We start from the raw sequence: 23,339 nt of genomic DNA, 5'->3' as shown, positions 1-23,339 counted from the left end.
GCCTAGTCGACGACGGTGTTCTTGCCGACTGTGACCACGCCGCCGGGCGAGACGACGAATCGTTCCCGGTCGTGGTCGAGGTCGACGCCGAGCTGACCGTCGTCGACGATCCTGACGTTCTTGTCGAGAATGGCGTTGCGCACCACGGCGTTCTTGCCGATACGGACTCCCGGCATCAGGACGCTGCCCTGGACCACCGCGCCCTCGCCGACGTAGACGTTGGTCGACAGAACCGAGCCGTGGACGGTCGCGCCGGCGATCACGGTCCCGGCGCCGACCACCGAATCGTTGGCGGTGCCGCCGCGGACGAACTTGGCGGGCGGCAGGTGGCTCGTCTCACCCCGGATCGGCCACCTCTTGTTGTAGAGGTTGAACACCGGGTTCTCCGAGACCAGGTCCATGTGCGCGTCGTAGAACGAGTCGAGGGTGCCGACGTCGCGCCAATAACCGCGGTCGCGCTCGGTCTGGCCGGGCACGACGTTGTCGTCGAAGTCGTAGACGTACGCCTCGCCCCGCGCCACGAAGGCGGGGATGATGTCGCCGCCCATGTCGTGATCGGAATCTCCGTCGGCGGCATCGGTTTTAAGCATCTCCACCAGTGCTTCGGCGGTGAATACGTAGTTGCCCATCGAGGCGAAGGTGACGTCCGGGTCGTCCGCCGTGCCGGGCGGATCGGCGGGCTTCTCCACGAACGCGGTGATCTTGCCGTCGCCGTCGGCGTCGATGCAGCCGAGAGCGTGGGCCTCACTGCGCGGAACGCGGATGCCCGCGACCGTCACCGAGGCGCCGGTCTCGATGTGCGACTGAACCATCTGAGCCGGATCCATGCGGTACACGTGGTCGGCGCCGAAGACGACGATGTAGTCGGGTTCCTCGTCGTAGATGAGGTTCATCGACTGGTAGATCGCGTCCGCGCTGCCGGTGTACCAGCGGGGTCCGAGCCGCTGCTGAGCCGGAACCGGTGTGATGAACTCTCCGTGGAATCCCGACGACCACCAGGTCTGCGAGATGTGCCGGTCGAGGGAATGCGACTTGTACTGCGTCAGGACGCAGATCCGTTCGTACCCGCCGTTGACCAGATTCGACAGCACGAAGTCGATCAGCCGGTAGGAGCCGCCGAACGGGACGGCGGGTTTGGCCCGGTCCACGGTCAGCGGATAGAGCCGCTTTCCCTCACCGCCGGCGAGGACGATTCCGAGAACATGCGGTTGTGATCTCACCGATCAAACATATCCGGCCGCCGCTCACCCGACCACCCGGCCTCGCAGATCGGCTGTTCGCCGCAGACGCGCACAGGCCGGATCACCGGCGACGGGCCACGGTGACGGTCACGTCCAGCGTGGCGGTCACCGGACCGCCCGAGGCCAGATCGGCGGCCGCGGCCGCGAGTTGTTCGGGTGTCCGATGGAATGCCGCCGGACCCATCGCCGCGATGTCGGTGAGGGCCGATTCGCTCAGGCGCACCTGCGACTGGACCCGCTGCTCGACGACCTCACCGAAGCGGTCGCCGAATTCCTCGGCCAGGCGGCGAGTCTTGTCCTGCCCCACCGAGAGCATCTGCATGGGCGCCACGATCTCGGCCAGGTGGCCGGTGCCGGGCGTCACGACCACCCAACGACCCCCGCTGCCGAGGACACGTGCGATCTCGGATGCGTTGCGCGGCGCGAACACCGAGAGGACCGTGTCAGCGACTGCGTCCCGCAGCGGCAGCCCGGCCCACAGGTCGGCCACCACCGAGAGGGCGGCGGGATGGCGCCGCGCGACGCTTCGCGCACAGAACTTCGAGAGATCGACGCCGATGCCGACGGCGCGGTCGCCGGCCGCGGTCAGCCCCGCTTCGAGGTACTGTCCCGGTCCGCCGCCGGCGTCGACGATCACGCGAGAGTCCGCGCAACGCTCTGCCACGGCCGCGACGATCGGCGCGTACAGCCCCGCCTCGAAGACCCGGTTGCGCGCCGCGACCATGTCCGCGGTGTCGGAGCGGTGGGCACTGCCCTTGCCGGTCAGAAGAGACACATAGCCCTGCCGGGCGATGTCGAAGGAATGCCCGGCGGCGCATCGCAACGATGCGCCTGCCGGGAACAGGCCGTCCGAACAGATCGGACAGGCCAGGAGTTCGGCCGCGGTCTCCCACCGCGGACCTCGGGCCTCGATCAGGCGGTGACCTCGCGCAGCGCCTCGCCCAGCGCCGAAGCCTCTTCGTCGTTCAGTTCGACGACGAGACGGCCGCCTCCGTCGATCGGGATCCGGACGACGATCCCACGCCCTTCCTTGACCGCCTCAAGCGGACCGTCCCCCATACGTGGCTTCATCGCCGCCATGTGTCGTGCTCCCTTCACGTGGATTTCACGATGTCACGCTCATGATACTTGGCGCACACCTGTGCACTCCGGGCAGTCCGGCGAGGCAGTGCGGTCACCGTCCGCGGCCCGGACCGTCCGGCGGATCGGCGACCGGTATCGGCCCGGTGTCGGCCGCCGCCGAATCCACCGCATCGCGGGCCTGCAGGTCGTGGACCACGGCTCGCAGCTCGTCGATCTCGCGGGCCAGCTTCTCCAGCACCCAGTCGACCTCGGAGGCCTTGTAACCGCGGAAGGTCTGCTGGAACAGCACGGCACGCACATCGTCGCCGGTGATGCCCGCTCGGGGCAGGCGGGTGAGCGTCGTCCCCTTCTCGACCGGCGGCAGATCCTCGCCACGGCCGAAGACGAACCACACCACGGCGAAGATCAGCGCGACCAGTACGGCCACGCCCATCACATAGAGCCCGATAGTCACCACGATGTTCAGGGTAGCGAGAGATCGAGTTCGCGGATCGGTGGCCGCTCCCCGCGTTGAAGCTGCGTCGTGCGCGGGGTGAACCCGCCGTCCGGCTCCGGGACGAACTGGGTGAGACCGACTCCGGAGTCGGCGACGCCGCAGCGGTCGAGCAGAGTGGCCACGATCTGTCGACTCATCACCGACAACTCGTGGAGCGGCCGGTTGCGGTGGCTGCGGACCCCGAGGTTCACCTGGCCGATGCCCGCCAGCCCGTACCGGTCGTAGGTGTCGATCAGCAACCCGATCTCGACGCCGTAGCCCGGGGCGAACGGAACCGAGGCGAGAAGCTCCCGGGTGCCGGCGTACTCGCCGCCGAGTGGCTGGCACACCTCCCCGAGCTCGGGTTTGAGCGCGGTCAGCAGCGGTCGGGCCAGCAGTTCGGTGACCCGTCCGCCGCCCCCCGGCTCCTGGGTGTCACCGGTGCGCAGCGGACGCCGGTAATAGCCCTTGACGAGGTGGATCTCCGGGTCGGCCAGAAGCGGCCCGATCATCTTGGGCACGAACATCGGGTCCGGATCGATGAGATCTGAGTCGACGAAGGCGATGATGTCGCCGGTGGTGACGGCGATCGAGCGCCAGAGCGCCTCGCCCTTGCCGGCTACCGGCGGCACGCCCGGGATCGCCTCCTCGCGGCTCACCACTCGCGCGCCCGCCGCACCGGCGAGTTCGGCCGTCCGATCGGTGCTGCCGGAGTCGAGCACTATCAGTTCATCGACCAGCGAGTCCAGCAGGGGCGCGATGGAGGTGATGACTCCGCCGACCGTCTCCTCCTCGTTCAGTGCCGGCAGCACCACCGAGACGGTCCGGCCGTTCTTCGCGGCCACCAACTCGTCGACGTCCCACTCCGGATGATCCCAGGTGTGCGTGTGCGACCAGCGCGCCTCGCCCTCGCCGCGGTCGACCCACGGCGCGCCCTCGTGTCCCGGGTTCACGCCAGTCCTCGCACCGTCCGGGCCGGTGGCCGAGTACCGGCGATCGAGGCCACCATGTCGACCACACGTCGAGTGTCGGCCACTTCGTGGACTCGGAACATCCGCGCGCCCTGGGCCGCCGCGAGTGCGGTGGCGGCCAGGGTTCCCGCCACTCGATCGCCGAGTTCGGCGTCGAGCGTCTCGCCGATGAAGTCCTTGTTGCTCAACGCCATCAGCACCGGCCATCCGGTGTCGGTCAGTCGGTCCAGGTTCCGCAGCAGCGCGAGACCGTGGTGAGTGTTCTTGCCGAAATCGTGCGTGGGGTCGATCACGATGCCGTCCTCTCGCACCCCGGCCCGCCGGGCGCGCTCGGCCGCCGAGGTGACCTCGGCGACGACGTCGGCCACCACGTCCCGGTAGGCCACTCGGTGCGGTCGGGTGCGCACGCGCGCACCGCCGGTGTGCGAACACACCAATCCCGCACCGGCCCGGGCGGCCACCGCGGCCAGCGCCGGATCGACGCCCGCCCACGTGTCGTTGATCAGGTCGGCACCGGCTTCACAGGCGCGTTCGGCCACCTCGGCACGCCAGGTGTCGACGCTGATGAGGATGTCGGGATGGGTGCGGCGGATCCACGCGATCATCGGCACCACGCGCTCGGCCTCGGTAGCCGCGTCGACCTCTTCGCCGGGGCCGGCCTTCACTCCCCCGACGTCGATCACGTCCGCGCCCTGCGCGACGACCTCGTCGATCCGGGCTTTGGCGGCGTCGTCGGCGAAGGTCGCGCCCCTGTCGTAGAACGAGTCGGGAGTGCGGTTGACGATCGCCATCACGAGCGCACGGTCGGTGGCGACGGGCCGGCCGCAGAGGGTCGCGGCCGGACGGGCAGTGCTCACGATGTCAGCCTACGGTGCGTCTCACGCGCCTCGCGCGCCGGTCCCGACGCTCGCGCCTCAGCGCGGGACCTTCGCAGCCGCGACGTCGGCGGCGTAGCCGTCGTAGTACGGAACGTAGCCGTCGCCCTTGCCGCAGAGCACCCACACCTCGTCGTCACCGGTGTCGGCGTACGCCTCTTTCCGCAACTCCACCTTGCGGTTCTTGAAGGTGGATGTGGTCTCGATCTCGGGGACGAAGCGGACGAACAACGGCACCGCGTACCCCGGCAGCGCCTCGTAGAGTTCGTCGGCGAAGGCTTTCGGATCCAGTTCGGCACCGTCGCGCAATTGGACAGCCACCATCCCGGCGCGGCCGTCGCATCCGGGCACCTCCACGCCGTACGCGACCGACTGCGCCACCGCGTCGACTCCGTCGGCGGCACCCTCCACCTCGGTGGTCGCGACGTTCTCGCCCTTCCACCGGAAGGTGTCGCCCAGGCGGTCGACGAACGCGATGTGCGCGAACCCCAGTTCACGCACCAGATCGCCGGAATTGAAGTAGGCATCGCCCTTCTTGAAGGCGTCGCGGATGATCTTCTTCTCGGTGTCGCCGGAATCGGTGTAGCCGTCGACGGGGACCCGGTCGCTGATCTCGGCGATCAGCAGCCCCGGCTCTCCCTTGGGGACCTTGCGCAGGCGTCCGTCGGCGTCACGCTTAGCGGTGCCGTCGTCGTTGTATTCGACGACCCGGAACGGCAGCGGGCAGAATCCGGCGGTCCGCTTGACGTCGAAGGCGTTCACGAACGCGAGGTTGAGCTCGCTGGCACCGTAGAACTCGACGACGCGGTCGATTCCGAAGCGCTCGGTGAATTCGTCCCAGATCTCCGGCCGCAGGCCGTTGCCGACCATCACCCGCACCGAGTGCCGGCGGTCGGTGGGTTTGCTCGGCTGCGCGAGCAGGTAGCGGCACAGTTCGCCGATGTAGCAGAACGCCGTCGCCCGGTTCGTGACGACGTCGTCCCAGAACCGCGACGCCGAGAACTGCTTGCTGATCGCGATGCACGCGCCGGCGGCGAGCACCGCGCCGAGCGACACCGACAGCGCATTGTTGTGATAGAGCGGCAGCGAGACGTACATGGTGTCCGACGGGCGCAGGCGAACGGCCAGACCGCCGATGCCGTCGTAGTTCGCCAACCAGCGGTTGTGACTCATCACGCTGGCCTTGGGCAGCCCCGTGGTACCCGAGGTGAAGATGTAGAAGGCGGTGGTGGACGCCGGCAGGTCTCGGGTGACGGCCGGGTCGGCGTCCGGCTTGTCGGCGGCCGCCGCGTCGAGCGCCGCGAAGTCCAGAACGTGCTCGGGCAGCCGCTCGGGGCTGATCGAGGCGAAGGCGTCAGCGCACTCGGGGTCGTAGATCAGAGCGGCGGCGTCGAGCAGCTTCATGCTGTGATCGATCACCTCGCCGTGCTGGTTGTAGTTGAGCATTCCGGCGACGGCGCCGAGTTTGAGCGCCGCGAGGATCACCATCAGGTCGGTCGGGCTGTTCTTCGCGAGGATGCCGACCACGTCGCCGGTTCGGACGCCTCGCTCGCTCAGCACGGCGGCGTACCGGTTGACCTGACGGTTCACTTCGCCGTAGGTCATCGACTCGCCCTGCCAGCGGATGAACGGCCGATCGGGGTGAGCCGCGGCGCGCTTGGCGAAGATCTGTCCGATGGTCCGCTTGGCGGTCGGCGGTCGGACCACCATGCCCGGCACATGGGTGGCCATCGACGGCAGGTCGGGCACCATTCTCGCGACTCCCCGCACGATATCGGTGATACCGACCTTGTTCGGAACGCTCGTGCTCATCGACTGCCTCACTCCCTCGCCCTTCAGGTGAACGCCGCAACCCTACCGGGTAGTCAGATACGCGATACTGCCACCCACGGTTGCACATACTTTCAGTCTGCCGAGTGCCTGGTCGGCGACGAAACCGCGAGCCGCCAGATCGTCGAGCCAGCCGATGAGCGGGTCGTAGAAGCCCTCGTGGTTCAGCAGCACGATCGGTTTGTCGTGCACGCCCAGATAGGCTCCCGTCCATGTCTCGAAGAGTTCCTCGAACGTGCCGATTCCGCCCGGCAGGGTGATGAATCCGTCCGAGAGCTCATCCATCAGGCGTTTGCGCTCGCGCATGGTGTCGGTGACGATCAACTCGTCGGCGTCGAGGTCGGCCACCTCCTTGGCCATCAGATGCTCCGGAATGATGCCGATGGTGCGACCGCCGGCCTCACGCGCGCCGCGTGCCAGCGCACCCATCATCGAGACGTTGCCGCCGCCGGAGACGAGGGTGTGCCCGGCGGCGGCGATGGCCTCACCGGTACGGGCGGCGAGAGCCAGATACGCGGAGTCGACCGGGCCGGAGGCGCAGTACACGCAGATCGCGCTCATGACCGCGCCGCCCGCACGACGATCTCGACCGCCTCGGCCGCGGTATCGACCACATGCAGCAGATCCACGTCGCCCGGCGAGATCTTGCCGCCCGCCTCGAGCGTGCCGCGGAGCCAGTCCACCAGTGGGCCCCAGAACTCCCGGCCTATCAGGACGATCGGGAACCGCAGCACCTTCTTGGTCTGGACCAGCGTGAGGGCTTCGAAGAGTTCGTCGAGCGTGCCGAATCCGCCGGGCAGACAGACGAAGGCCTGGGCGTACTTGACGAACATCGTCTTGCGGACGAAGAAGTAGCGGAAGTTCATCGTCAACGTGAGCCACGGATTCGTGTGCTGCTCGAAGGGCAGTTCGATGTTGAGACCGATCGACTGCGCACCCGCCTCGTACGCCCCGCGGTTGGTGGCCTCCATCGCGCCGGGACCGCCTCCGGTGATCACCGCGAAGCCCTCGTGGCCCAGCCGACGGCCGAGCTCGCGCGCCAACTCGTATTCGGGTGTCCGCTCCTTGACGCGTGCCGAACCGAAGACCGTGACCGCCTCGGCCACGTTCTCGAGCGCGTCGAAGCCTGCGACGAACTCCGATTGGATGCGCTGCACCCGCCAGGAGTCGCGGATCATCCGCTGTTCGGCCCGGCGGGGGTCGCGCGGATCGATCCATTCCAGCAGCAGTCGGTCGGAGGGGACCACCTCGACGCCCTCTTCGACGCGCACCTGCGCGGCGCCGACGTTTCGGAGGCTCCCGTCGGCCGGGTCCGGAGTGTCGGACCTCCACGTCGGAACGGGCGCGTCGGCGCCCTGCGCATCGGGTGCGGGTCGGTCGGTCATGTCGCGACCCTAGCAACCACCTCCGACGGTCACCCGGTCAGGACGCGGCGCTCACGGAGTGTGCGCCGGTCGGCATTCGAAGACCGGAAACCGCGGAGCGGCGGCGGCGAGTTCCACGTCGGAGGACTCGGCCGAGAGCCCGTCGACGAATCCCTTCACCTGCCATCCCCACCGCCGCAGGTATTCGCGAAGCAAGGGCGGCTTGAGTGCGTCGTCGACCTCGGACAGGAGCACCGCCTCCCGCCGACGCCCGCGCCGGAGTGTCGCCGCGCCGCCTGCGCGCACGTTCCGAACCCACTGCGTGACACCGCGTGGTGCGACCAGGTAGCGCTCACCCCCGACGTCGAGCACGTTGACCGGCCGGGCCGTCACCCGCCCCGATACTCGCCCGGGCACGAGCAGTTCGCAGCAGTCCCGCGGGGCCGCACCGAGCCGCACCAGACCACCGATGGCCGCGTTGAAGGCCGAGCGCAGGCGGCCTCCCGACGCCGCCGGGTCAGTAGTTTCTCGCAGGGACATCGGAACCTCCGTCATCGAGTTAATTCGAGAACACTGTTCTCGGTCGTTCAGTCACGATAATCCTGTCCCGCCCTAGAATCAAGAACACTGTTCTCTAATCCGGGCGAGGTGGGCATGCGACGATGTCACGTCATGAGTGACGACGAAGAGCAGAACGGGCGGCGCGCACGTCGCCGCGCGGCGATCGAGAGCGGCCTCCGCGTCGTGGGCCGCCGCCATCTCGCCGAACACGGCGCGGCGGGCCTGTCGTTGCGCGCCGTCGCGCGGGACCTGGAGATCACCCCTTCGGCGCTCTATCGGTATGTCAGGGACCGCGACGACCTGCTGACCCTGCTCATCGTCGACGCCTACACCGACCTCGCCGACGAGATCGACGCCGCCCTCGTCGACAAGCGAAGCCCCCGAAGTCGGTTCGGAGCATTCGCCACAGCGCTGCGCGGATGGGCCCTGCGCAATCGGAGTGAGTACGCGCTCCTCTACGGCTCCCCGGTGCCGGGCTATCGGGCGCCGGCGCACCGGACCAATCCCGCCGGCGAACGACCTCTGCGGGCGCTCGCCGGCATCGTCGCCGGTCTCGGCTCGATCCCTGCGGTGGCGGGCACCGACGACCGCGTCCAGTCGGCGTCGGTGCGGGCTCTCCGCAGGCTCGCCGACGACCCCGCGGTTCCGCCGAACACCGATCCGGCGGTCCTCGCGCGGACGCTGGCCGTGTGGAATCTGCTGCTCGGGTCCATCTCGAGCGAGCTGTTCGAGCAACTCGGGCCGGTCACCGACGACCCAGAGGCGCGGTTCGCGGGAGTGGTCGATCTGGGCGCGGCCCTACTGTTCGGGTGAGTCCGCGCCGGACGTCAGATACGTGCGCAGAATGTCGGTGACCTCGGTGATCTGCTCCACCGGGACGCGCTCGTCCACCCGGTGCGCCAGGCTCGGATCGCCGGGACCGAGATTCACGGCGGGGATGCCCAGCGCCGCGAACCGTGACACGTCGGTCCAGCCGTACTTGGCCCGGAACCGCCCGCCCGCGGCGTCAACCAGCTTGGCGGCTGCCGGATGAGCCAGCCCCGGAAGCGCTCCCGCCGCGGAATCGGTGACCTCCGCGGTCAGCGTCCCGTCTGCGAGGTCGGCGGCGAAGACCTCTCGGACGTGGTCGAAGGCCTGCTCCGGTGTGCGGTCGGGCGCGAAGCGGAAGTTCACGTCGACGTACACCTCGTCGGGGATCACATTGCCCGCGACACCCCCGTGGATCCCGACCGCGGACAGTCCTTCCCGATACTCGCAGCCGTCGATGTCGACACGCCGCGGCTCATACCCGCCGAGCGTGGTCAGCATCGCTCCGAGTTTGTGAATCGCGTTGTCGCCCATCCACGCCCGCGCGGAGTGTGCGCGGATTCCGGTGGCGGTGAACCGCACCCGCAGGGTGCCCTGACAACCGGCTTCGATCTGCCCGGCGGTCGGCTCCCCGAGAATCGCGACGTCGCCCGTCAGCCACTCCGGCAGCTCGCGCTCGATGGCGCCGAGCCCGTTGAACTCCGCCGCGATCTCCTCGCAGTCGTAGAAGATGAGCGTCAGATCGTGCGCGGGATCGTCGAGGGTCGCGGCCAGGTGGAGGAAGACCGCGTCGCCCGACTTCATGTCCACCGTGCCGCAGCCGTGCAGCACGTCGCCCTCCTCGTCGGTGACGGTCCGGCGCGAGGGGACGTTGTCGACGATCGGCACGGTGTCGAGATGACCGGCGAGGATCACCCGCGTGGGCTTGCCGCGATCGGTCCGCGCGAGGACGCAGTTGCCGTGGCGGATCACCTCGAAGCCGTCGGTCTGTGCGCGGAGGGCGGCCTCCACTGCGTCGGCGATCTCCGACTCGTCGCGGCTCACACTGGGGACGTCGACCAACGCGGCGGTCAGTTCGATGGGATCGGCGGTCAGGTCCAGCCTCGAAGTGCTCACGGTTGTCCATCGTAGGCCGGGCGCCGCCCGAGCACCGCAGACGCGACCTTCGGCGACAGAACCCCGGTCCGGGACGGGGGTTGCGTCGCCGGGCGTCGCGTCTACTGCGCGTGCATGGCGGCGACGCCACGCTCGATAGACTCATGGCCGTGACTACTCAAGGTGCTGCTGCCATCGGAATCGCCACCGTGTGGGACAACGACGGATCAGCCGTCGTCCTCGACACGTGGTACCCGTCCCCCGAACTGACCCAGGACCCCGGAACCACCGGATCCACCGAGTTGACCGGCGACGACGTGCCCGCCGACCTGCGCCCGCTGGTCGGAACGGATGAGGCGCGCGGCGTCCGCACCGTCGCGGTCCGGACGGTCATCGCCGACCTGTCGGTCGCTCCCGTCGACGCCCACGACGTGTACCTGCGACTGCATCTGCTCTCCCACTGCTTGATCCAGCCGCACGGGGCCAGCCTCGACGGCCAGTTCGGTCTGCTGAGCAACGTGGTGTGGACCAACTTCGGCCCGTGCGCCGTCGACGGTTTCGAGGCCACCCGCGCCCGGCTGCGCGCCCGCGGCCAGGTGACCGTGTACTCGATCGACAAGTTCCCCCGCATGGTCGATTACGTGACGCCCAAGGGTGTGCGCATCGGTGACGCCGACCGCGTCCGTCTCGGCGCCCACCTCTCGCCCGGCACCACCGTGATGCACGAGGGCTTCGTCAACTTCAACGCCGGAACCCTCGGCACCTCTATGGTCGAGGGCCGCATCTCCGCAGGCGTCGTCATCGGCGACGGCTCGGACATCGGCGGCGGGGCCTCAACGATGGGCACGCTGTCCGGCGGCGGCAAGGAGATCATCACCATCGGCAAGCGCTGTCTCCTCGGCGCCAATGCCGGCTGCGGGATCCCGCTCGGCGACGACTGCGTCATCGAGGCGGGCCTCTACATCACCGCCGGCACCAAGGTCACCGGCCCGGACGGTTCCGTCGTCAAGGCCCGCGATCTGGCCGGACAGTCGAACCTGCTGTTCCGCCGCAACAGCACCACCGGTGCGGTCGAGGTGACCGCGAAGCAGGGCGACGGCATCGCACTCAACGAGGCGCTGCACGCGCACAACTGATCCGAACCCGGCCACCGCGTGCGAATCCCCGATACAGCCCAGACAGTTGTGCAAGCAGTCTGCGCGTATCGGGGATTCGCATGCGAGCTCAGTCCCTGGAGACTGCGGCCGACGGGGAGAGAAGTGACTGTCGGCTCGCCTGCGGCAATGCTGTTCATGTCGGGTCGGGGAATTCGAGAGCGCGTTCTCGAAGGGTCTGCGGTGATCGTGGGTGGTTGTCTCGATACGCCGCGGCGCTGGGCGCCGCGGCTACTCGACTAGCGTGGGAGAAGTTGCCGACCCATGCCCGACTGGCCTGGCAAGGCGGCTGATCCATGCAGTCCGCGGCGAATCCTACGAGAGGCGCTCCACGGCGGCGTCGATGCGCTCGTCGGTACCGGTCAGAGCCATACGGACGTGCTGGGCTCCGGCGGGACCGTAGAAGTCGCCGGGTGCCACGAGGATGCCGCGCTCGGCGAGCCAGCGCTGGGAGGTGCGGGAGTCCTCGCCGCGCGTCGCCCACAGATACAGGCCCGCCTCGGAGTGGTCGATGGAGAAGCCCGCGCCGAGCAGAGCGGTTCGCAGCTTGTCGCGACGGACACGGTAGCGCTCGCGCTGAGCGTCGACGTGCACGTCGTCGTTCAGCGCGGCCACCGTCGCTCCCTGGATCGGGAACGGGACGATCATGCCTGCGTGCTTGCGCACCGAGAGGAGTTCGGCGATCAACTCGCGATCGCCCGCCAGGAAACCGGCCCGATACGACGCCAGGTTCGACACCTTCGACAGCGAGTGCACGGCGATCAGGCCGCGATGGTCGCCGCCGCAGACCTCGGGGTGGAGAACGGAGTGGGCCGACCCCTCCCAGGTGAGACCGAGGTAGCACTCGTCCGACACGACGACGGCGCCGCGCTCGCGCGCCCAGTCGATGATGACCTTGAGCTCCGCCGCACTCTGCACGCGACCGGTGGGATTCGACGGACTGTTCAGGTAGATCAGCGCGGGCTCGCGGTCGCCGATCGCGTCGACGGTGTCCGCGCGCAGCACCTGCGCACCGGCCAGGAGCGCACCCACCTCGTACGTCGGGTACGCGACCTCCGGAATCACCACGAGGTCGCCCGCGGGCACGCCGATCTGGGCCGGGAACCCCGCGATCACCTCTTTGGTGCCGATCACCGGCAGGATCGACGACTCGTCGAGGCCGGTGATGCCGAAGCGGCGGCTGAGTGCGCCGACCGCCGCGTCGCGGAGCTCACGTGTGCCGACCGTCGCGGGATACCCCGGAAACTCGGACGACGCGGCGAGCGCGTCCCGGATCACCGGATCCACCGGGTCGACGGGGGTGCCGACGGACAGATCGACGATCCCGTCCGGGTGCGCCGCGGCCGCGGCCTTCGCATCCGCGATGGTGTCCCACGGGAAGTCGGGCAGACCGGAACTCACCGGCCGCAGACGACTGGTCGGCAGGCTGCTGGAACCGGGCGCGGCACTCACCGGTCGATCAGCCCTCTTCGCCCATCGGCGGCAGTGCCTTGACGAATGCCGGGTCGAACGCGGTCTTGCCGACCTTGCTGGCACCGCCGGGCGATCCGAGTTCTTCGAAGAAGTCGACGTTGGCGCTCACGTACGGCTCCCATTCGTCGGGCACGTCGTCTTCGTAGAAGATGGCCTCCACCGGGCAGACGGGCTCACACGCACCGCAGTCGACGCACTCGTCGGGCTGGATGTAGAGCATGCGCCCGCCCTCGTAGATGCAATCCACCGGGCACTCTTCAACACAGGCCCGGTCGAGGACATCGACGCAGGGCTCAGCGATGATGTACGTCACTACGCTTCTCCTTCACTGCACGTTTCCCACCCCGCACTCAGGGCTGATGAGCGCAGAGGAATCGTGTCGACTCTAAGAGTATCCACTGTCGCACTTCACCTCCGATCGTCGACCCCGGCACTCGGCACCCGCATCCGCGTCACCTGCACAGAATTTTGCGCACGCTGATGAAAACCGGCGACCTGCAGCGCGACCCCACCGCCCTTGCGCCGCAGGACCGCCCCATCGTGACCGTCGCCACCGCCGATTACATACCCCCTGGGGTATGATCGTCCGCATACCCCAGGGGGTACCAGGGACACGAAGGAGTGCACGGTGAGAATTCTGATCGTCGGCGGCGTCGCCGGAGGGATGAGCGCAGCGGCACGGGCCCGGCGCCGCGACGAGGACGCCGAGATCGTCGTCTTCGAGCGCGGCGATCATCCGTCGTTCGCCAACTGCGGCCTCCCGTACTACGTCAGCGGGGAGATCGAGGACGAGGACTCCCTCCTGGTCCAGACGCCCGAATCTCTGAAGAGTGCCCTGGACATCGACGTGCACGTCCGGCACGAGGTGATCGGCCTCGACCCTCGGGAACGGACGGTGCAGGTTCGCCACAACGGCACGACCACCGTCTGGAACTACGACGCGCTGATCCTCTCCCCCGGCGCGAAAGCCCTGCGGCCCCCGCTGCCGGGTCTCGACTCGTCCCGTGTTCAAACGCTGCGTACCGTCGGCGACGCCGCGCGGATGCGCGACGAGGTGGAGTCCGGGGCCGCCCGCGCCGTGGTCCTCGGCGCCGGGTTCATCGGACTCGAAGCCGCCGAAGGCCTGCGGATGCGCGGGCTGCGCGTGGACGTCGTGGAACTGGCATCACACGTTCTTCCTCCGCTCGAGAGCGAACTGGCCGCTGGGGTGCACGACGAACTCCGCGCGATGGGCGTCACCGTGCACGCGGGGATCGGCGCCACCGCGATCGAACACGGCGACGAGGCCGACACCGTGGTCCTCGCGGACGGATCCCGGCTCGACGCCGACATCGTGGTGCTGTCCGTCGGCGTCCGCCCCGACACCGAGGTCTTCGAGACCGCGGGAGTGGCCTGCGACCGCGGCGCGATCATCGTCGACGAGCACGGCCGGACCAATCTGGACCGCATCTGGGCCGTGGGCGACGCGACGGTGAGCACCGACGCCGTCACCGGACTGCGCCGGCCGGTCGCCCTCGCCGGCCCCGCCAACCGTGCGGGTCGCCTGGTCGCCGACCACATCCTCGACCCCGATCGAGCACGTGCGATTCCCCAGCCGGTGGGCACCGCGATCGTCCGCGTCGGCCGGCTCACCGCCGCGATGACAGGGGCCAATCGCGCGGCACTCGACCGGTCGGGCATCGACTACCGCACGGTCCACCTCCATCCGGGAAGCCACGCCGGCTACTTCCCCGGCGCCGAACAGATTCACCTGCTGATGCACATCCGGTCCGACGACGGCCTCATCCTGGGCGCTCAGGCGGTGGGTGCCGACGGCGTCGACAAGCGCATCGACGTGCTCGCGACCGCCATCCGCACCCGGCTCACCGGTCCCGACCTGATCGACCTCGACCTCGCGTACGCGCCGCCCTTCGGCTCGGCGAAGGATCCGGTGAACCTCGCGGGAATGATCGCCGAGAACGTCGTGAACGGCTCCCTGGAGCTGTGGTACGCCGACCAGATCGACGAACCGGGCCACCTGCTGCTCGATGTCCGCGGAGCCGACGAGCAGTCCGAGAATCCCGTTCCGGGCGCACTGTGCATCCCGCACACGCAGGTCCGAGAGCGTCTCGACGAGATCCGTGCGACCGCTGCCGGACGGCCGATCAGGGTGCTCTGTGCCAGCGGCATGCGGTCGTATCTCGCGTACCGCGTGCTGCGCGCCGCGGGCCTGCCGTCCGCGAACCTGTCGGGCGGCCTGCTCACCCTGCGGGCGAGCCAGAGCGCCTGACCGGCCTCACGAGACACCCACCACATCCGAACCGAACCGAACCCAGGAGTATCACCATGTGCCAGCGCGCTACCTGCAAGACCTGCGGAAAGACGACGTGGAAGGGCTGCGGCCGCCATGTCGACCACGTCATGCGCGGTGTGCCCGCATCTCAGCGCTGTCCGGGCCACCCGGACGAGCCGGGACTGCTGGCACGACTGTTCGGGCGTCGCTGACGAGCCGGGGACGGCTCAGGCCAGTCCGACTCCCAGCAGCGGCGCGGACACCTGTCCGTACTCCGTCGTCCGCTGCCGCGGGCGGCGACCGATCCCGGTGACGATCTCGTGGAGTTCGGCGACCGTCTTCGCCGAACCGTGCTGGCTGCCCGCCATACGCGAGATGGTCTCCTCCATCAACGTGCCGCCGAGATCGTCGGCACCGCCGCGGAGCATCACGCGGGTCCCCTCGATACCGAGTTTGACCCAACTGGTCTGCACGTGGTCGATCCGGCCGTGCAGCATCAGCCGCGCGAGGGCATGGACCGCACGGTTCTCCCGCCGCGTCGGCCCCGGACGCGACGCGCCCGCGAGATACAGCGGCGACGACTGGTGCACGAACGGCAGCGGGACGAACTCGGTGAATCCGCCGGTGCGGTCCTGGATACCGCGCAAGGTGTTGAGGTGGCCGACCCAGTGGCGCGGAGAGTCGACGTGGCCGTACATCATCGTCGAACTCGACGGGATGCCGAGTTCGTGCGCGGTGGTGATCACTTCGATCCAGGATGCGGTCGGGAGCTTGCCCTTGGTCAGCACCCAGCGGACCTCGTCGTCGAGGATCTCGGCCGCGGTGCCGGGGATCGAGCCGAGACCGGCCTCTTTGAGCGCCGAGAGCCAGTCGCGGATCGACTCGCCGCCGCGCGAGGCGCCGTTGACGATCTCCATGGGACTGAACGCGTGTACGTGCATCCCGGGCACGCGGTCCTTGATCGCGCGCACCAGGTCGGCATACCCGCTGACCGGCAGCTCCGGATCGATGCCGCCCTGCATGCAGATCTCGGTGGCCCCCTCCACGTGCGCCTCCCAGGCGCGGTCGGCCACTTCTGCGGTCGAGAGGGTGAAGGCGTCCGCGTCGCCCTTACGCTGGGCGAAGGCGCAGAACCGGCAGCCGGTGTAGCAGATGTTGGTGAAGTTGATGTTCCGGTTCACGACGTAGGTGACGTCGTCTCCGACCACGTCCGCGCGGATGGCGTCGGCCAGAGCCGCCAGCGCGTCGAGTCCCGGACCATCGGCTTCGGCGAGCGCGAGGTAGTCGTCGTCCGACAGTCCGGCAGGATCGTTCTCGGCCCGGCGCAGCGCCGCCGCCACGTCGGACGCCAAGCGCTCGGGCGCCCCGGTCCCTCCGCCCAGCGCCAGCACCTGCTCGCGAATGGTGTCCCAGTCGCCGAACGCGTTGTCGATGTCGCTGCGGGTGTCGGTGTTGCGGCCGTCGACGTCGATCGCCGAGTTGAGGTCGATGCGACCCGACGAGTCCCAGTCGTCGTCCGGCTCCTGCCACGGCAGCCCGACCGGTTTCACATCGGCCGCGAGACCGGTGACCGGATCCGCGAGGGCGGCGACATGCCGTCCGATCCGGGGATCGATCCAGGGGTTCGAGGCCTTGACGTACTTCGGTTGCGCGGCGATCCGCTCCACCAACCGGTATCCGGTGGACGCCGTGATCTCGGCGAGGGTGTCCAAGTTCGGCCACGGTCGCTCCGGATTCACGTGATCGGGGGTGAGCGGCGAGACGCCGCCCCAATCGTCCACACCGGCGGCCACGAGTGCCCGGCACTCGTCGGCCGACACCAGGTTGGGCGGCGCCTGAATCCGCATTCCCGGCCCGAGAACGAGACGGGCGACGGCCACGGCGGCCAGGAACTCCGACATCTCCGCGTCCGGTACCCCGCGCATCGCCGTATCGGCCTTGGCGCGGAAGTTCTGGACGATCACTTCCTGGATGTGTCCGAATGCCTTGTGCGACTTCCGGATCGCGAAGATCGACTCGGCGCGCTCGGTGAGGTTCTCACCGATCCCGACCAGGATGCCGGTGGTGAACGGGACCGAGAGGCGGCCCGCGTCGGTCAGGACCCGCAGCCGGACCTCGGGATCCTTGTCCGGGCTGCCGTAGTGGCATTCGCCCTTGTCGGTGAACAGTCGGCGCGCAGTGGTCTCGAGCATCATGCCCATCGACGGCGCCACCGGCTTGAGCCGGTTGATCTCCTCCCAGCTCATCACGCCGGGATTCAGATGAGGCAGCAGCCCGGTCTCCTCGAGCACCCGGATCGCCGCCGCGCGGACGTAGTCGAGAGTGGAGTCGTAACCGCGTTCGTCCAGCCAGGCGGCGGCCTCCGGCCATCGATCCTCCGGCCGGTCGCCGAGGGTGAACAGCGCCTCTTTGCAGCCGAGCTCGGCGCCGCGGCGCGCCACCTCGACGATCTCGTCGATCTCCATGTAGGCGCCGCGGCCCTCGCGGGCCAGCTTTCCCGGCACGGTGACGAAGGTGCAGTAATGGCAGCGATCGCGGCACAGGTGCGTCACCGGGATGAAGACCTTGCGCGAGTAGCTGATCAGGCCGCTGCGGCCGTCGGCGTCCAGACCCGCGTCCCGCACGCGGCCGGCCGCCTCGCAGAGTGCGTCGAGGTCGGCGCCCCTGGCCGCCAGCAGGACCGCGGCCTCATCGACGTTGAGCACCGAGCCGTCACGTGCGCGGCGCAGGGCACGACGCATGGCCGACGCCGGGGGCGTCTGTCCGGCGCCCGTGGATCCGCTGGAAGATATGGTCACTTCTCCGATGTTAACCACGTCGCATTCGACGACCCCGGCGGCCGCCGTCCAACGGGGCACCGGCTCGGCTCCGGAGCGGATCAGGACTGGGCCGGATCAGCACTGGGCCGGATCAGGACTGGGATAGATTCCGGACCCGCGACGTCGAGGCGTAGAAGGCAGGCACCGCCAGCCCGCACGCCAGGAGCAGCAGCAGGCGCCAGTCGCCGATCAACGAGCCGTTGCCGAACACCGGGAGCATCGCCATCGCGGTGACGAAGGTCCACGCGATCAGCGGTGCGTACTGCCACGCCGACTTGGTGTACGACTCGGCGAGGCGAAGGATCAGCACATTCGCGACGCCGGCGATCAGCGCGGTGACCGGGAAGGGCCAGGCGCCGATCCGGATCAGCAGAAAGGCCGCGGTGAGGATGCCGAGCAGGAAGCCGCTGACCGTGAGCACGGCCAGTTCCAGGCGATCTCCGATGGTCACAGCGCCACTCCCTCGAAGAGGTCGGTCTCGATCCGTCCAGCCACTCGGCCCGCGTCGACGCGGATGAAGTGCTCCGTCGGCAGCACCGGCGACACGATGTTGTTGCTGAGCGCGTACTCGGTGCGCGAGCGCGCCACACTCACCTGCGTCGCATGAGCCGCGAGGGCACGCACCTTGCGCGGGAGCACCTCGCGGACGTCGACGGCGGCGGTCACCTGATCGTCCGGGTAGCTCGGCAATTCGCCGGGCTCGGGCATCCGCCAGCCGGCCGGGACCTCGCTGACGGCGGCCAGACCGCGTTCCAGCTCCGACCGCTGCGTCACTGACTCGTAGACCTTGAACGGCCGTCCCAGCATCGACTCCGCGACGGGGATCGCGGCCGCGGACACCTCGTGCACCCGCTTGTGGTCGGGGTGCCCGTAGGTCCCCGCGGCGTCGTACGTGACGATCACCTGCGGTGCGAACGCGACCAGTTCGTCGGCCAGCTGGCCGGCGAGCTCGTCGAGGGAGGCCTGGAACAGCGCCCGCGGATGCTCCGCGGAGGGCGTCCCGGCCATGCCGGAGTCGCGCCAGCGCCCCGCGCCGCCGAGGAACCGCGGTGCGGGCGCCACGACGCCGGGCGGGGTGAGTTCGGCCAGTGCTGCTCGCAACTCGCCGATCCGGTAGCCGCCGAGCTGATCGGCGCCGCCGTCAGCGACCAGTTGGGCCCACTGCGAACCGATCACCTCGCCCTCCTCGCCGAGGGTGAAGGTGAGCACCCGGACGTCGACGCCGCGCGCCAGATACGTCGCGATCACTCCCCCGGTCATGATGGTCTCGTCGTCCGGATGTGCGTGCAGCAGCAGCAGACGAGCCCGTTCGGTCACTGAATCACCCATCCGTCGGCTCCGCCGAAGACACCGAGTTGCATCGGGCCGTCCAGCGAGACGCCCGAGATGCGGTCGGTGACGGCAGAGAACATCGTGTCCTGGAAGATCGGCAGGTACACCGCCTGATCGGCGAGCAGCCCCTCGGCCTCCTGAAGCTGAGGTGCCGGGTCCTCGGAGCTCATCGCGGCGTCGGCCAGCGCGATCAACGTCGGATCGCACAGCCCGGAGATGTTCCCGGTGTAGCTCTCGTCGGCGGAGACGTTGGCCTCCGGCTTCGCAGTACTGCTCGGCGCACCGGAGGGCACCGTCGGCAGCACCGTCTCGTCGGCCGCTTGATCGTGCTCGGGCTCCACCGTGTGCGCACCGGCCTCGGTGCCCTTGGGCGGAGCCTGGCAGGCCACCTGCGAGGCGAGCTCGGTGGCCGGACTGCCGCCGACACCGGTCCATCCGACGACGAGATCGACGCGGCCGGACGTGAGCGCCTGCCCGTACAGCTCGGTGTTCGACATCCCGATCACGCTGGCCCGCACTCCCCGGGACCGAAGCTGATCGGCCATCGTCTCCGCCGCCGACATCGTGCGCTGGTCGGTGTTGGTGGCGCCGATCCGCACCACGAGGTCGGTTCCGTTCGATTGAATCGGCGAGACACCGTAGGGCAGTCCCGGGACGTCGGCGGGTGCGGGAGCAGCCGGGGTGGTCGGCGACGCGGTGCTCGACGCCGACGGATCGGCGGGTGCCGGACGCGGCGTGGGCACGCCCGGTCGGTAGCCGGCCGATGCGAGCAGGGCGAGGACCTCATCCTGCGTCGGCCGTGGCCTCTCCGCCGGGGTGTACCCGGGATCGGACGGCGCGTACACGGTGTTCGCGAACGGTGTCACTACCGTCTCCCCCGCCGCCGCGGCGGTGATCAGCCGTCCGTCGAGCATCCCGAGGACCGCCTTGCGGACCTGCTGCGAGCGCATGGTCTCCGACCGCGAATTCGCATTCACCGCGAGCGCCCTCGTGGTCGGCAGCCGGCTGCTGACCACCCCGGGGATCGCGCCCAGCTCGGCCGCCGACGCCGCTCCGCTCGGCAGCGCCGCGAGAGTGGAGTCGCCGTTGCGGATGGTCTGCGCCATCTGCTGCGGCGTGCCCGCCTTGCGGAGGACCACCTGGTCCACCTCCGGCGGCTTGCGCCAGTAGCGGTCGTTGCGGATCAACCGGACCTCGTCGCGGGCCCGGTCGATCGAATAGATCTGGAACGGGCCCGCCGTGACCGGCTTTCCCTTGTCCATGCCGACCTGGAAGCCGGTCGGGTCCGACCGCAGCGTGTGGCTCGGCAGCAGATTGTCGAAGAGCTCGCGCCACGCGGGGTAGGCGTTGTTGAAGGTCACGGTGACGACTTTGCCGCCGCCGGAGGTCTGCACATCCGAGATCGCGCGGTAGCCCGCCGGGCCGATCACGTTGGGCTGCCGGGACATCTGCTCCCACAGATAGTGGAAGTCGTCGCCCGTCACCGGCAGCCCGTCGGACCACTGGGCGTCGTTGACAATCTTGTACTCGACGGTGAACGGGTCGTACGAGGTGACCTCGGCCGAGGTCAGCAGTGCGTCGTTCATCCGCCACTGGACGCCGTCCTGGGTGTTCACCGGAACGAACGGACTCGGGAGGGTCATCGCGGCGATCGCCGTGGTGACCGTTCCCTGGTCGGCTCCGAGATGCGGATTGAAACCCGAACCGATGCTGTCGGTCGCGACCGTGACGGTGCGTTCGTCGGGGTACTCGTTCGGAGTGTGCGTCGGCAGCGTCTCCCGCACCGGCGGCGGCGGATCCGCCATGCACGCGGTCGCTGAGAGGCCGATCAGCCCCGTCACTGCGATCGCGGTGATGCGCGTCCGCACGGTCCTCATCCGCACTCCCTCTCGCTCCTCCAGTCGACGGTCCGGCGTCAGGCCCCTCAGGCGTTCGCGTCGCGCGCCTTGGCACGCGAACGCTCACGCGCGCGGGTCGACGCATCGAGGTTGACCTTACGCACCCGGCACACCTCGGGCGTCACCTCGACGCACTCGTCGGCCGCACAGAACTCCATGGCGCCTTCGAGGTCGAGCTGCATCGGCTTGGCCAGGGTCTCCATGACATCGGCCGACGACTGCCGCATGTTGGTGAGCTTCTTCTCGCGGGTGACGTTGATGTCGAGATCCTCCAGTCGCGGGTTGATTCCCACGACGTGGCCCTCGTAGGTGTCGTCGCCGGGATCGACGAAGAAGGTGCCGCGGTCGGCGAGCTGAATCATCGCGAACGGGGTCACGGTGCCCGCACGGTCGGAGACCAACGAACCCGTGTGGCGGGCGCGGATCTCGCCGGCCCACGGCGCGTACTCGTGGAAGACGGCATTGGCGATGCCGGTGCCGCGGGTCTCGGTCAGGAAGTCGGTGCGGAACCCGATCAGACCGCGAGACGGGACCACGAACTCCATGCGGACCCAGCCGCTGCCGTGGTTGTTCATCTGGTCCATCCGGCCCTTGCGTGCGGCGAGCAGCTGCGTAACCGCGCCGAGGTACTCCTCGGGGACGTCGATCGTGAGGTGCTCGAAGGGCTCGTATGTCTTGCCGTCGACCTTGCGGGTGACCACCTGCGGCTTGCCGACGGTCAATTCGAAGCCCTCACGGCGCATCTGCTCGACGAGGATCGCGAGCGCCAGCTCACCACGGCCCTGGACCTCCCAGGCGTCGGGGCGGCCGATGTCCTGCACGCGCAGCGAGACGTTGCCGATCAGCTCCGAGTCGAGGCGGTCCTTGACCATGCGGGCGGTCAGCTTGTGCCCCTTGACGCGGCCGGCGAGCGGCGAGGTGTTGGTGCCGACGATCGCCGAGATGGCGGGCTCGTCGACGGTGATGCGCGGCAGTGCGACCGGGTTCTCGGGGTCGGCGAGAGTGTCGCCGATCATGATCTCCGACATGCCCGCGACGGCGACGATGTCGCCGGCCACGGCTTCCTCGGCCGGTGCGCGGTCGACGCCGAGAGTCACCAGCAGCTCGGTGATCTTGGCGCGCTCGACGACCTGCTCGCCGTCGACCTCACGCATCCAGGCCACCTGCTGACCCTTGCGGAGGGTGCCGTTGTGGATGCGGACCAGGCCGAGACGACCGAGGAACGGCGATGCGTCGAGGTTGGTGACATGCGCCTGCAGCGGAGCGTCCTGGTCGCCCTTCGGCGCCGGGACGTTGTTGATCAGGACGTCGAACAGCGGGTCGAGGTTGTCTCCCGCCGGAACGGTGCCGTTCTCCGGCATGTCGGTGCTCGCCACACCCGCGCGGCCCGATGCGAACAGCACCGGCAGGTCCAGCGCCAGCTCCGCGGCCTCAGCGGCCTCGTCGTCGAGGTCGGAGGCGAGGTCGAGGAGCAGGTCCTGCGATTCGCTGACGATCTCACCGATCCGGGCGTCGGGTCGGTCGGTCTTGTTGACCACCAGGATCACCGGCAGCGACGCCGCGAGCGCCTTGCGCAGGACGAAACGCGTCTGCGGCAGCGGCCCCTCGGAGGCGTCCACCAGCAGCACCACGCCGTCGACCATCGAGAGCGCGCGTTCCACCTCGCCGCCGAAGTCGGCGTGACCGGGGGTGTCGATGACGTTGATGACGTACTCGCTGCCGTCGGGCTGACGACGGTGCACGGCGGTGTTCTTGGCGAGAATGGTGATGCCCTTCTCGCGCTCCAGGTCGCCGGAGTCCATGACGCGGTCCACCAGTTCGGCACGTTCGCCGAACACTCCGGACTGACGCAGCATCGCGTCGACCAGTGTGGTCTTGCCGTGGTCGACGTGCGCCACGATCGCGACGTTGCGGAAGTTGGTGACTGCGCTCACTAAGGTCTCTTTCGTATCTGTTCAGGTGCGGTATCCGGCGGCCGATGGCGGAGCCGGTCACTCGATCTGCGGAGCGACTCCTGTTCGGCCGCGCCAGATCAACCCGTTAAGGGTACGGCAACCTCAGCCGAGGTCGCGACGAGAGCTTGCGTGAA

22 protein-coding genes are annotated in these 23,339 nt (G+C 69.0%); 4 read left to right on the top strand and 18 right to left on the bottom strand.

What is annotated here, in order from left to right:
- Positions 1 to 2: 2 nt before the first annotated feature.
- From glgC to ABFX36_RS10300, 10 genes are all read right to left on the bottom strand, one after another.
- Positions 3 to 1,220 (bottom strand): glucose-1-phosphate adenylyltransferase, encoded by a 1,218-nt coding sequence (glgC, locus tag ABFX36_RS10345; protein WP_006895855.1) that lies wholly within the window; start codon positions 1,218 to 1,220, stop codon positions 3 to 5.
- Between the two features lie 82 nt (positions 1,221 to 1,302).
- Positions 1,303 to 2,100: a putative RNA methyltransferase gene (locus ABFX36_RS10340; protein ID WP_346076249.1), complete on the bottom strand. Its 798-nt coding sequence runs from the start codon at positions 2,098 to 2,100 to the stop codon at positions 1,303 to 1,305.
- Positions 2,101 to 2,153: 53 nt separating this feature from the next.
- A complete protein-coding gene (locus ABFX36_RS10335; RefSeq protein ID WP_006895853.1) occupies positions 2,154 to 2,321 on the bottom strand; it encodes a DUF3117 domain-containing protein in 168 nt (55 codons plus the stop codon).
- A gap of 94 nt (positions 2,322 to 2,415) precedes the next feature.
- Positions 2,416 to 2,781, bottom strand: coding sequence for a DivIVA domain-containing protein (locus ABFX36_RS10330; RefSeq protein ID WP_346076219.1), 366 nt, complete (start codon positions 2,779 to 2,781; stop codon positions 2,416 to 2,418).
- 5 nt (positions 2,782 to 2,786) lie between these two features.
- Positions 2,787 to 3,752: a glucosyl-3-phosphoglycerate synthase gene (locus ABFX36_RS10325; protein WP_346076217.1), complete on the bottom strand. Its 966-nt coding sequence runs from the start codon at positions 3,750 to 3,752 to the stop codon at positions 2,787 to 2,789.
- Complete coding sequence (gene folP / locus ABFX36_RS10320) at positions 3,749 to 4,561, bottom strand: dihydropteroate synthase (RefSeq protein ID WP_346076247.1); 813 nt, start codon at positions 4,559 to 4,561, stop codon at positions 3,749 to 3,751. Before folP ends, ABFX36_RS10325 begins: the two co-directional genes overlap by 4 nt.
- A 123-nt stretch (positions 4,562 to 4,684) precedes the next feature.
- Entirely contained in the window at positions 4,685 to 6,457 is a 1,773-nt protein-coding gene (locus tag ABFX36_RS10315; protein ID WP_346076215.1) for a long-chain-acyl-CoA synthetase, read from the bottom strand.
- 42 nt (positions 6,458 to 6,499) lie between these two features.
- The gene (locus ABFX36_RS10310; protein ID WP_346076213.1) at positions 6,500 to 7,036 is read right to left on the bottom strand and encodes an LOG family protein; all 537 of its coding nucleotides are present in this window, start codon (positions 7,034 to 7,036) and stop codon (positions 6,500 to 6,502) included.
- Positions 7,033 to 7,860 carry an LOG family protein gene (locus ABFX36_RS10305; RefSeq protein ID WP_006895847.1) on the bottom strand — a complete coding sequence of 276 codons (828 nt, stop codon included), beginning with the start codon at positions 7,858 to 7,860 and terminating at the stop codon, positions 7,033 to 7,035. The genes ABFX36_RS10310 and ABFX36_RS10305 overlap by 4 nt, the downstream gene beginning before the upstream one ends.
- A 51-nt stretch (positions 7,861 to 7,911) precedes the next feature.
- Entirely contained in the window at positions 7,912 to 8,394 is a 483-nt protein-coding gene (locus tag ABFX36_RS10300) for a PNPOx family protein (protein ID WP_346076211.1), read from the bottom strand.
- Between the two features lie 117 nt (positions 8,395 to 8,511).
- Here ABFX36_RS10300 and ABFX36_RS10295 point away from each other — a divergent pair, with 117 nt between their 5' ends.
- A complete protein-coding gene (locus ABFX36_RS10295) occupies positions 8,512 to 9,213 on the top strand; it encodes a TetR/AcrR family transcriptional regulator (RefSeq protein ID WP_346076209.1) in 702 nt (233 codons plus the stop codon).
- Here ABFX36_RS10295 and dapE read toward each other — a convergent pair.
- On the bottom strand, positions 9,199 to 10,323 hold the full coding sequence (gene dapE / locus ABFX36_RS10290) for a succinyl-diaminopimelate desuccinylase (RefSeq protein ID WP_062367004.1): 1,125 nt from the start codon (positions 10,321 to 10,323) through the stop codon (positions 9,199 to 9,201). The genes ABFX36_RS10295 and dapE overlap by 15 nt on opposite strands.
- Positions 10,324 to 10,472: 149 nt before the next feature.
- Between dapE and dapD the strand changes: the two genes are divergently transcribed.
- Positions 10,473 to 11,438: a 2,3,4,5-tetrahydropyridine-2,6-dicarboxylate N-succinyltransferase gene (gene dapD, locus ABFX36_RS10285; RefSeq protein ID WP_197462919.1), complete on the top strand. Its 966-nt coding sequence runs from the start codon at positions 10,473 to 10,475 to the stop codon at positions 11,436 to 11,438.
- Between the two features lie 333 nt (positions 11,439 to 11,771).
- On the opposite strand, the gene dapC is transcribed toward dapD, so the two are convergent.
- On the bottom strand, positions 11,772 to 12,908 hold the full coding sequence (gene dapC / locus ABFX36_RS10280; protein ID WP_269449338.1) for a succinyldiaminopimelate transaminase: 1,137 nt from the start codon (positions 12,906 to 12,908) through the stop codon (positions 11,772 to 11,774).
- Positions 12,909 to 12,915: 7 nt separating this feature from the next.
- A complete protein-coding gene (fdxA, locus tag ABFX36_RS10275) occupies positions 12,916 to 13,242 on the bottom strand; it encodes a ferredoxin (RefSeq protein ID WP_006895842.1) in 327 nt (108 codons plus the stop codon).
- A 315-nt stretch (positions 13,243 to 13,557) separates the two neighbouring features.
- On the opposite strand from fdxA, the gene ABFX36_RS10270 reads away from it, so the two are divergent.
- Both ABFX36_RS10270 and ABFX36_RS10265 read left to right on the top strand, forming a co-directional pair.
- Positions 13,558 to 15,198 (top strand): FAD-dependent oxidoreductase, encoded by a 1,641-nt coding sequence (locus ABFX36_RS10270; protein WP_062367006.1) that lies wholly within the window; start codon positions 13,558 to 13,560, stop codon positions 15,196 to 15,198.
- 56 nt (positions 15,199 to 15,254) lie between these two features.
- The gene (locus ABFX36_RS10265; protein ID WP_197462920.1) at positions 15,255 to 15,413 is read left to right on the top strand and encodes a hypothetical protein; all 159 of its coding nucleotides are present in this window, start codon (positions 15,255 to 15,257) and stop codon (positions 15,411 to 15,413) included.
- Between the two features lie 15 nt (positions 15,414 to 15,428).
- Here the strand turns inward: ABFX36_RS10265 and ABFX36_RS10260 are convergent, their stop codons facing one another.
- The 5 genes from ABFX36_RS10260 to typA all read right to left on the bottom strand — a co-directional run bounded on the left by ABFX36_RS10260 (position 15,429) and on the right by typA (position 23,184).
- Complete coding sequence (locus ABFX36_RS10260) at positions 15,429 to 17,999, bottom strand: bifunctional FO biosynthesis protein CofGH (protein ID WP_156479422.1); 2,571 nt, start codon at positions 17,997 to 17,999, stop codon at positions 15,429 to 15,431.
- A gap of 112 nt (positions 18,000 to 18,111) precedes the next feature.
- A complete protein-coding gene (locus tag ABFX36_RS10255; protein WP_045538231.1) occupies positions 18,112 to 18,471 on the bottom strand; it encodes a hypothetical protein in 360 nt (119 codons plus the stop codon).
- Positions 18,468 to 19,349: an N-acetyl-1-D-myo-inositol-2-amino-2-deoxy-alpha-D-glucopyranoside deacetylase gene (mshB, locus tag ABFX36_RS10250; protein ID WP_346076203.1), complete on the bottom strand. Its 882-nt coding sequence runs from the start codon at positions 19,347 to 19,349 to the stop codon at positions 18,468 to 18,470. The genes ABFX36_RS10255 and mshB overlap by 4 nt, the downstream gene beginning before the upstream one ends.
- Complete coding sequence (locus ABFX36_RS10245; RefSeq protein WP_006895837.1) at positions 19,334 to 21,229, bottom strand: ABC transporter family substrate-binding protein; 1,896 nt, start codon at positions 21,227 to 21,229, stop codon at positions 19,334 to 19,336. The genes mshB and ABFX36_RS10245 overlap by 16 nt, the downstream gene beginning before the upstream one ends.
- Before the next feature lie 47 nt (positions 21,230 to 21,276).
- Positions 21,277 to 23,184, bottom strand: a complete 1,908-nt coding sequence (typA, locus tag ABFX36_RS10240) for a translational GTPase TypA (RefSeq protein ID WP_006895835.1) — start codon at positions 23,182 to 23,184, stop codon at positions 21,277 to 21,279.
- Between the last annotated feature and the right edge of the window lie 155 nt (positions 23,185 to 23,339).

The organism is Gordonia cholesterolivorans (genome assembly GCF_039531975.1).
GTDB lineage: Bacteria > Actinomycetota > Actinomycetes > Mycobacteriales > Mycobacteriaceae > Gordonia > Gordonia sihwensis.
The sequence above is the reverse complement of the archived record's forward strand: the minus strand, read 5'-3'. Positions and strand labels throughout refer to the sequence as shown.

Coding starts and splice junctions, on each gene's coding strand:
- ABFX36_RS10245 (WP_006895837.1), bottom strand. CDS start 21,229: ATGAGGACCGTGCGGACGCGCATCACCGCGATCGCAGTGACGGGGCTG.
- ABFX36_RS10315 (WP_346076215.1), bottom strand. CDS start 6,457: ATGAGCACGAGCGTTCCGAACAAGGTCGGTATCACCGATATCGTGCGG.
- ABFX36_RS10310 (WP_346076213.1), bottom strand. CDS start 7,036: ATGAGCGCGATCTGCGTGTACTGCGCCTCCGGCCCGGTCGACTCCGCG.
- ABFX36_RS10265 (WP_197462920.1), top strand. CDS start 15,255: ATGTGCCAGCGCGCTACCTGCAAGACCTGCGGAAAGACGACGTGGAAG.
- mshB (WP_346076203.1), bottom strand. CDS start 19,349: ATGGGTGATTCAGTGACCGAACGGGCTCGTCTGCTGCTGCTGCACGCA.
- ABFX36_RS10305 (WP_006895847.1), bottom strand. CDS start 7,860: ATGACCGACCGACCCGCACCCGATGCGCAGGGCGCCGACGCGCCCGTT.
- ABFX36_RS10335 (WP_006895853.1), bottom strand. CDS start 2,321: ATGGCGGCGATGAAGCCACGTATGGGGGACGGTCCGCTTGAGGCGGTC.
- folP (WP_346076247.1), bottom strand. CDS start 4,561: ATGGCGATCGTCAACCGCACTCCCGACTCGTTCTACGACAGGGGCGCG.
- ABFX36_RS10300 (WP_346076211.1), bottom strand. CDS start 8,394: ATGACGGAGGTTCCGATGTCCCTGCGAGAAACTACTGACCCGGCGGCG.
- ABFX36_RS10295 (WP_346076209.1), top strand. CDS start 8,512: ATGAGTGACGACGAAGAGCAGAACGGGCGGCGCGCACGTCGCCGCGCG.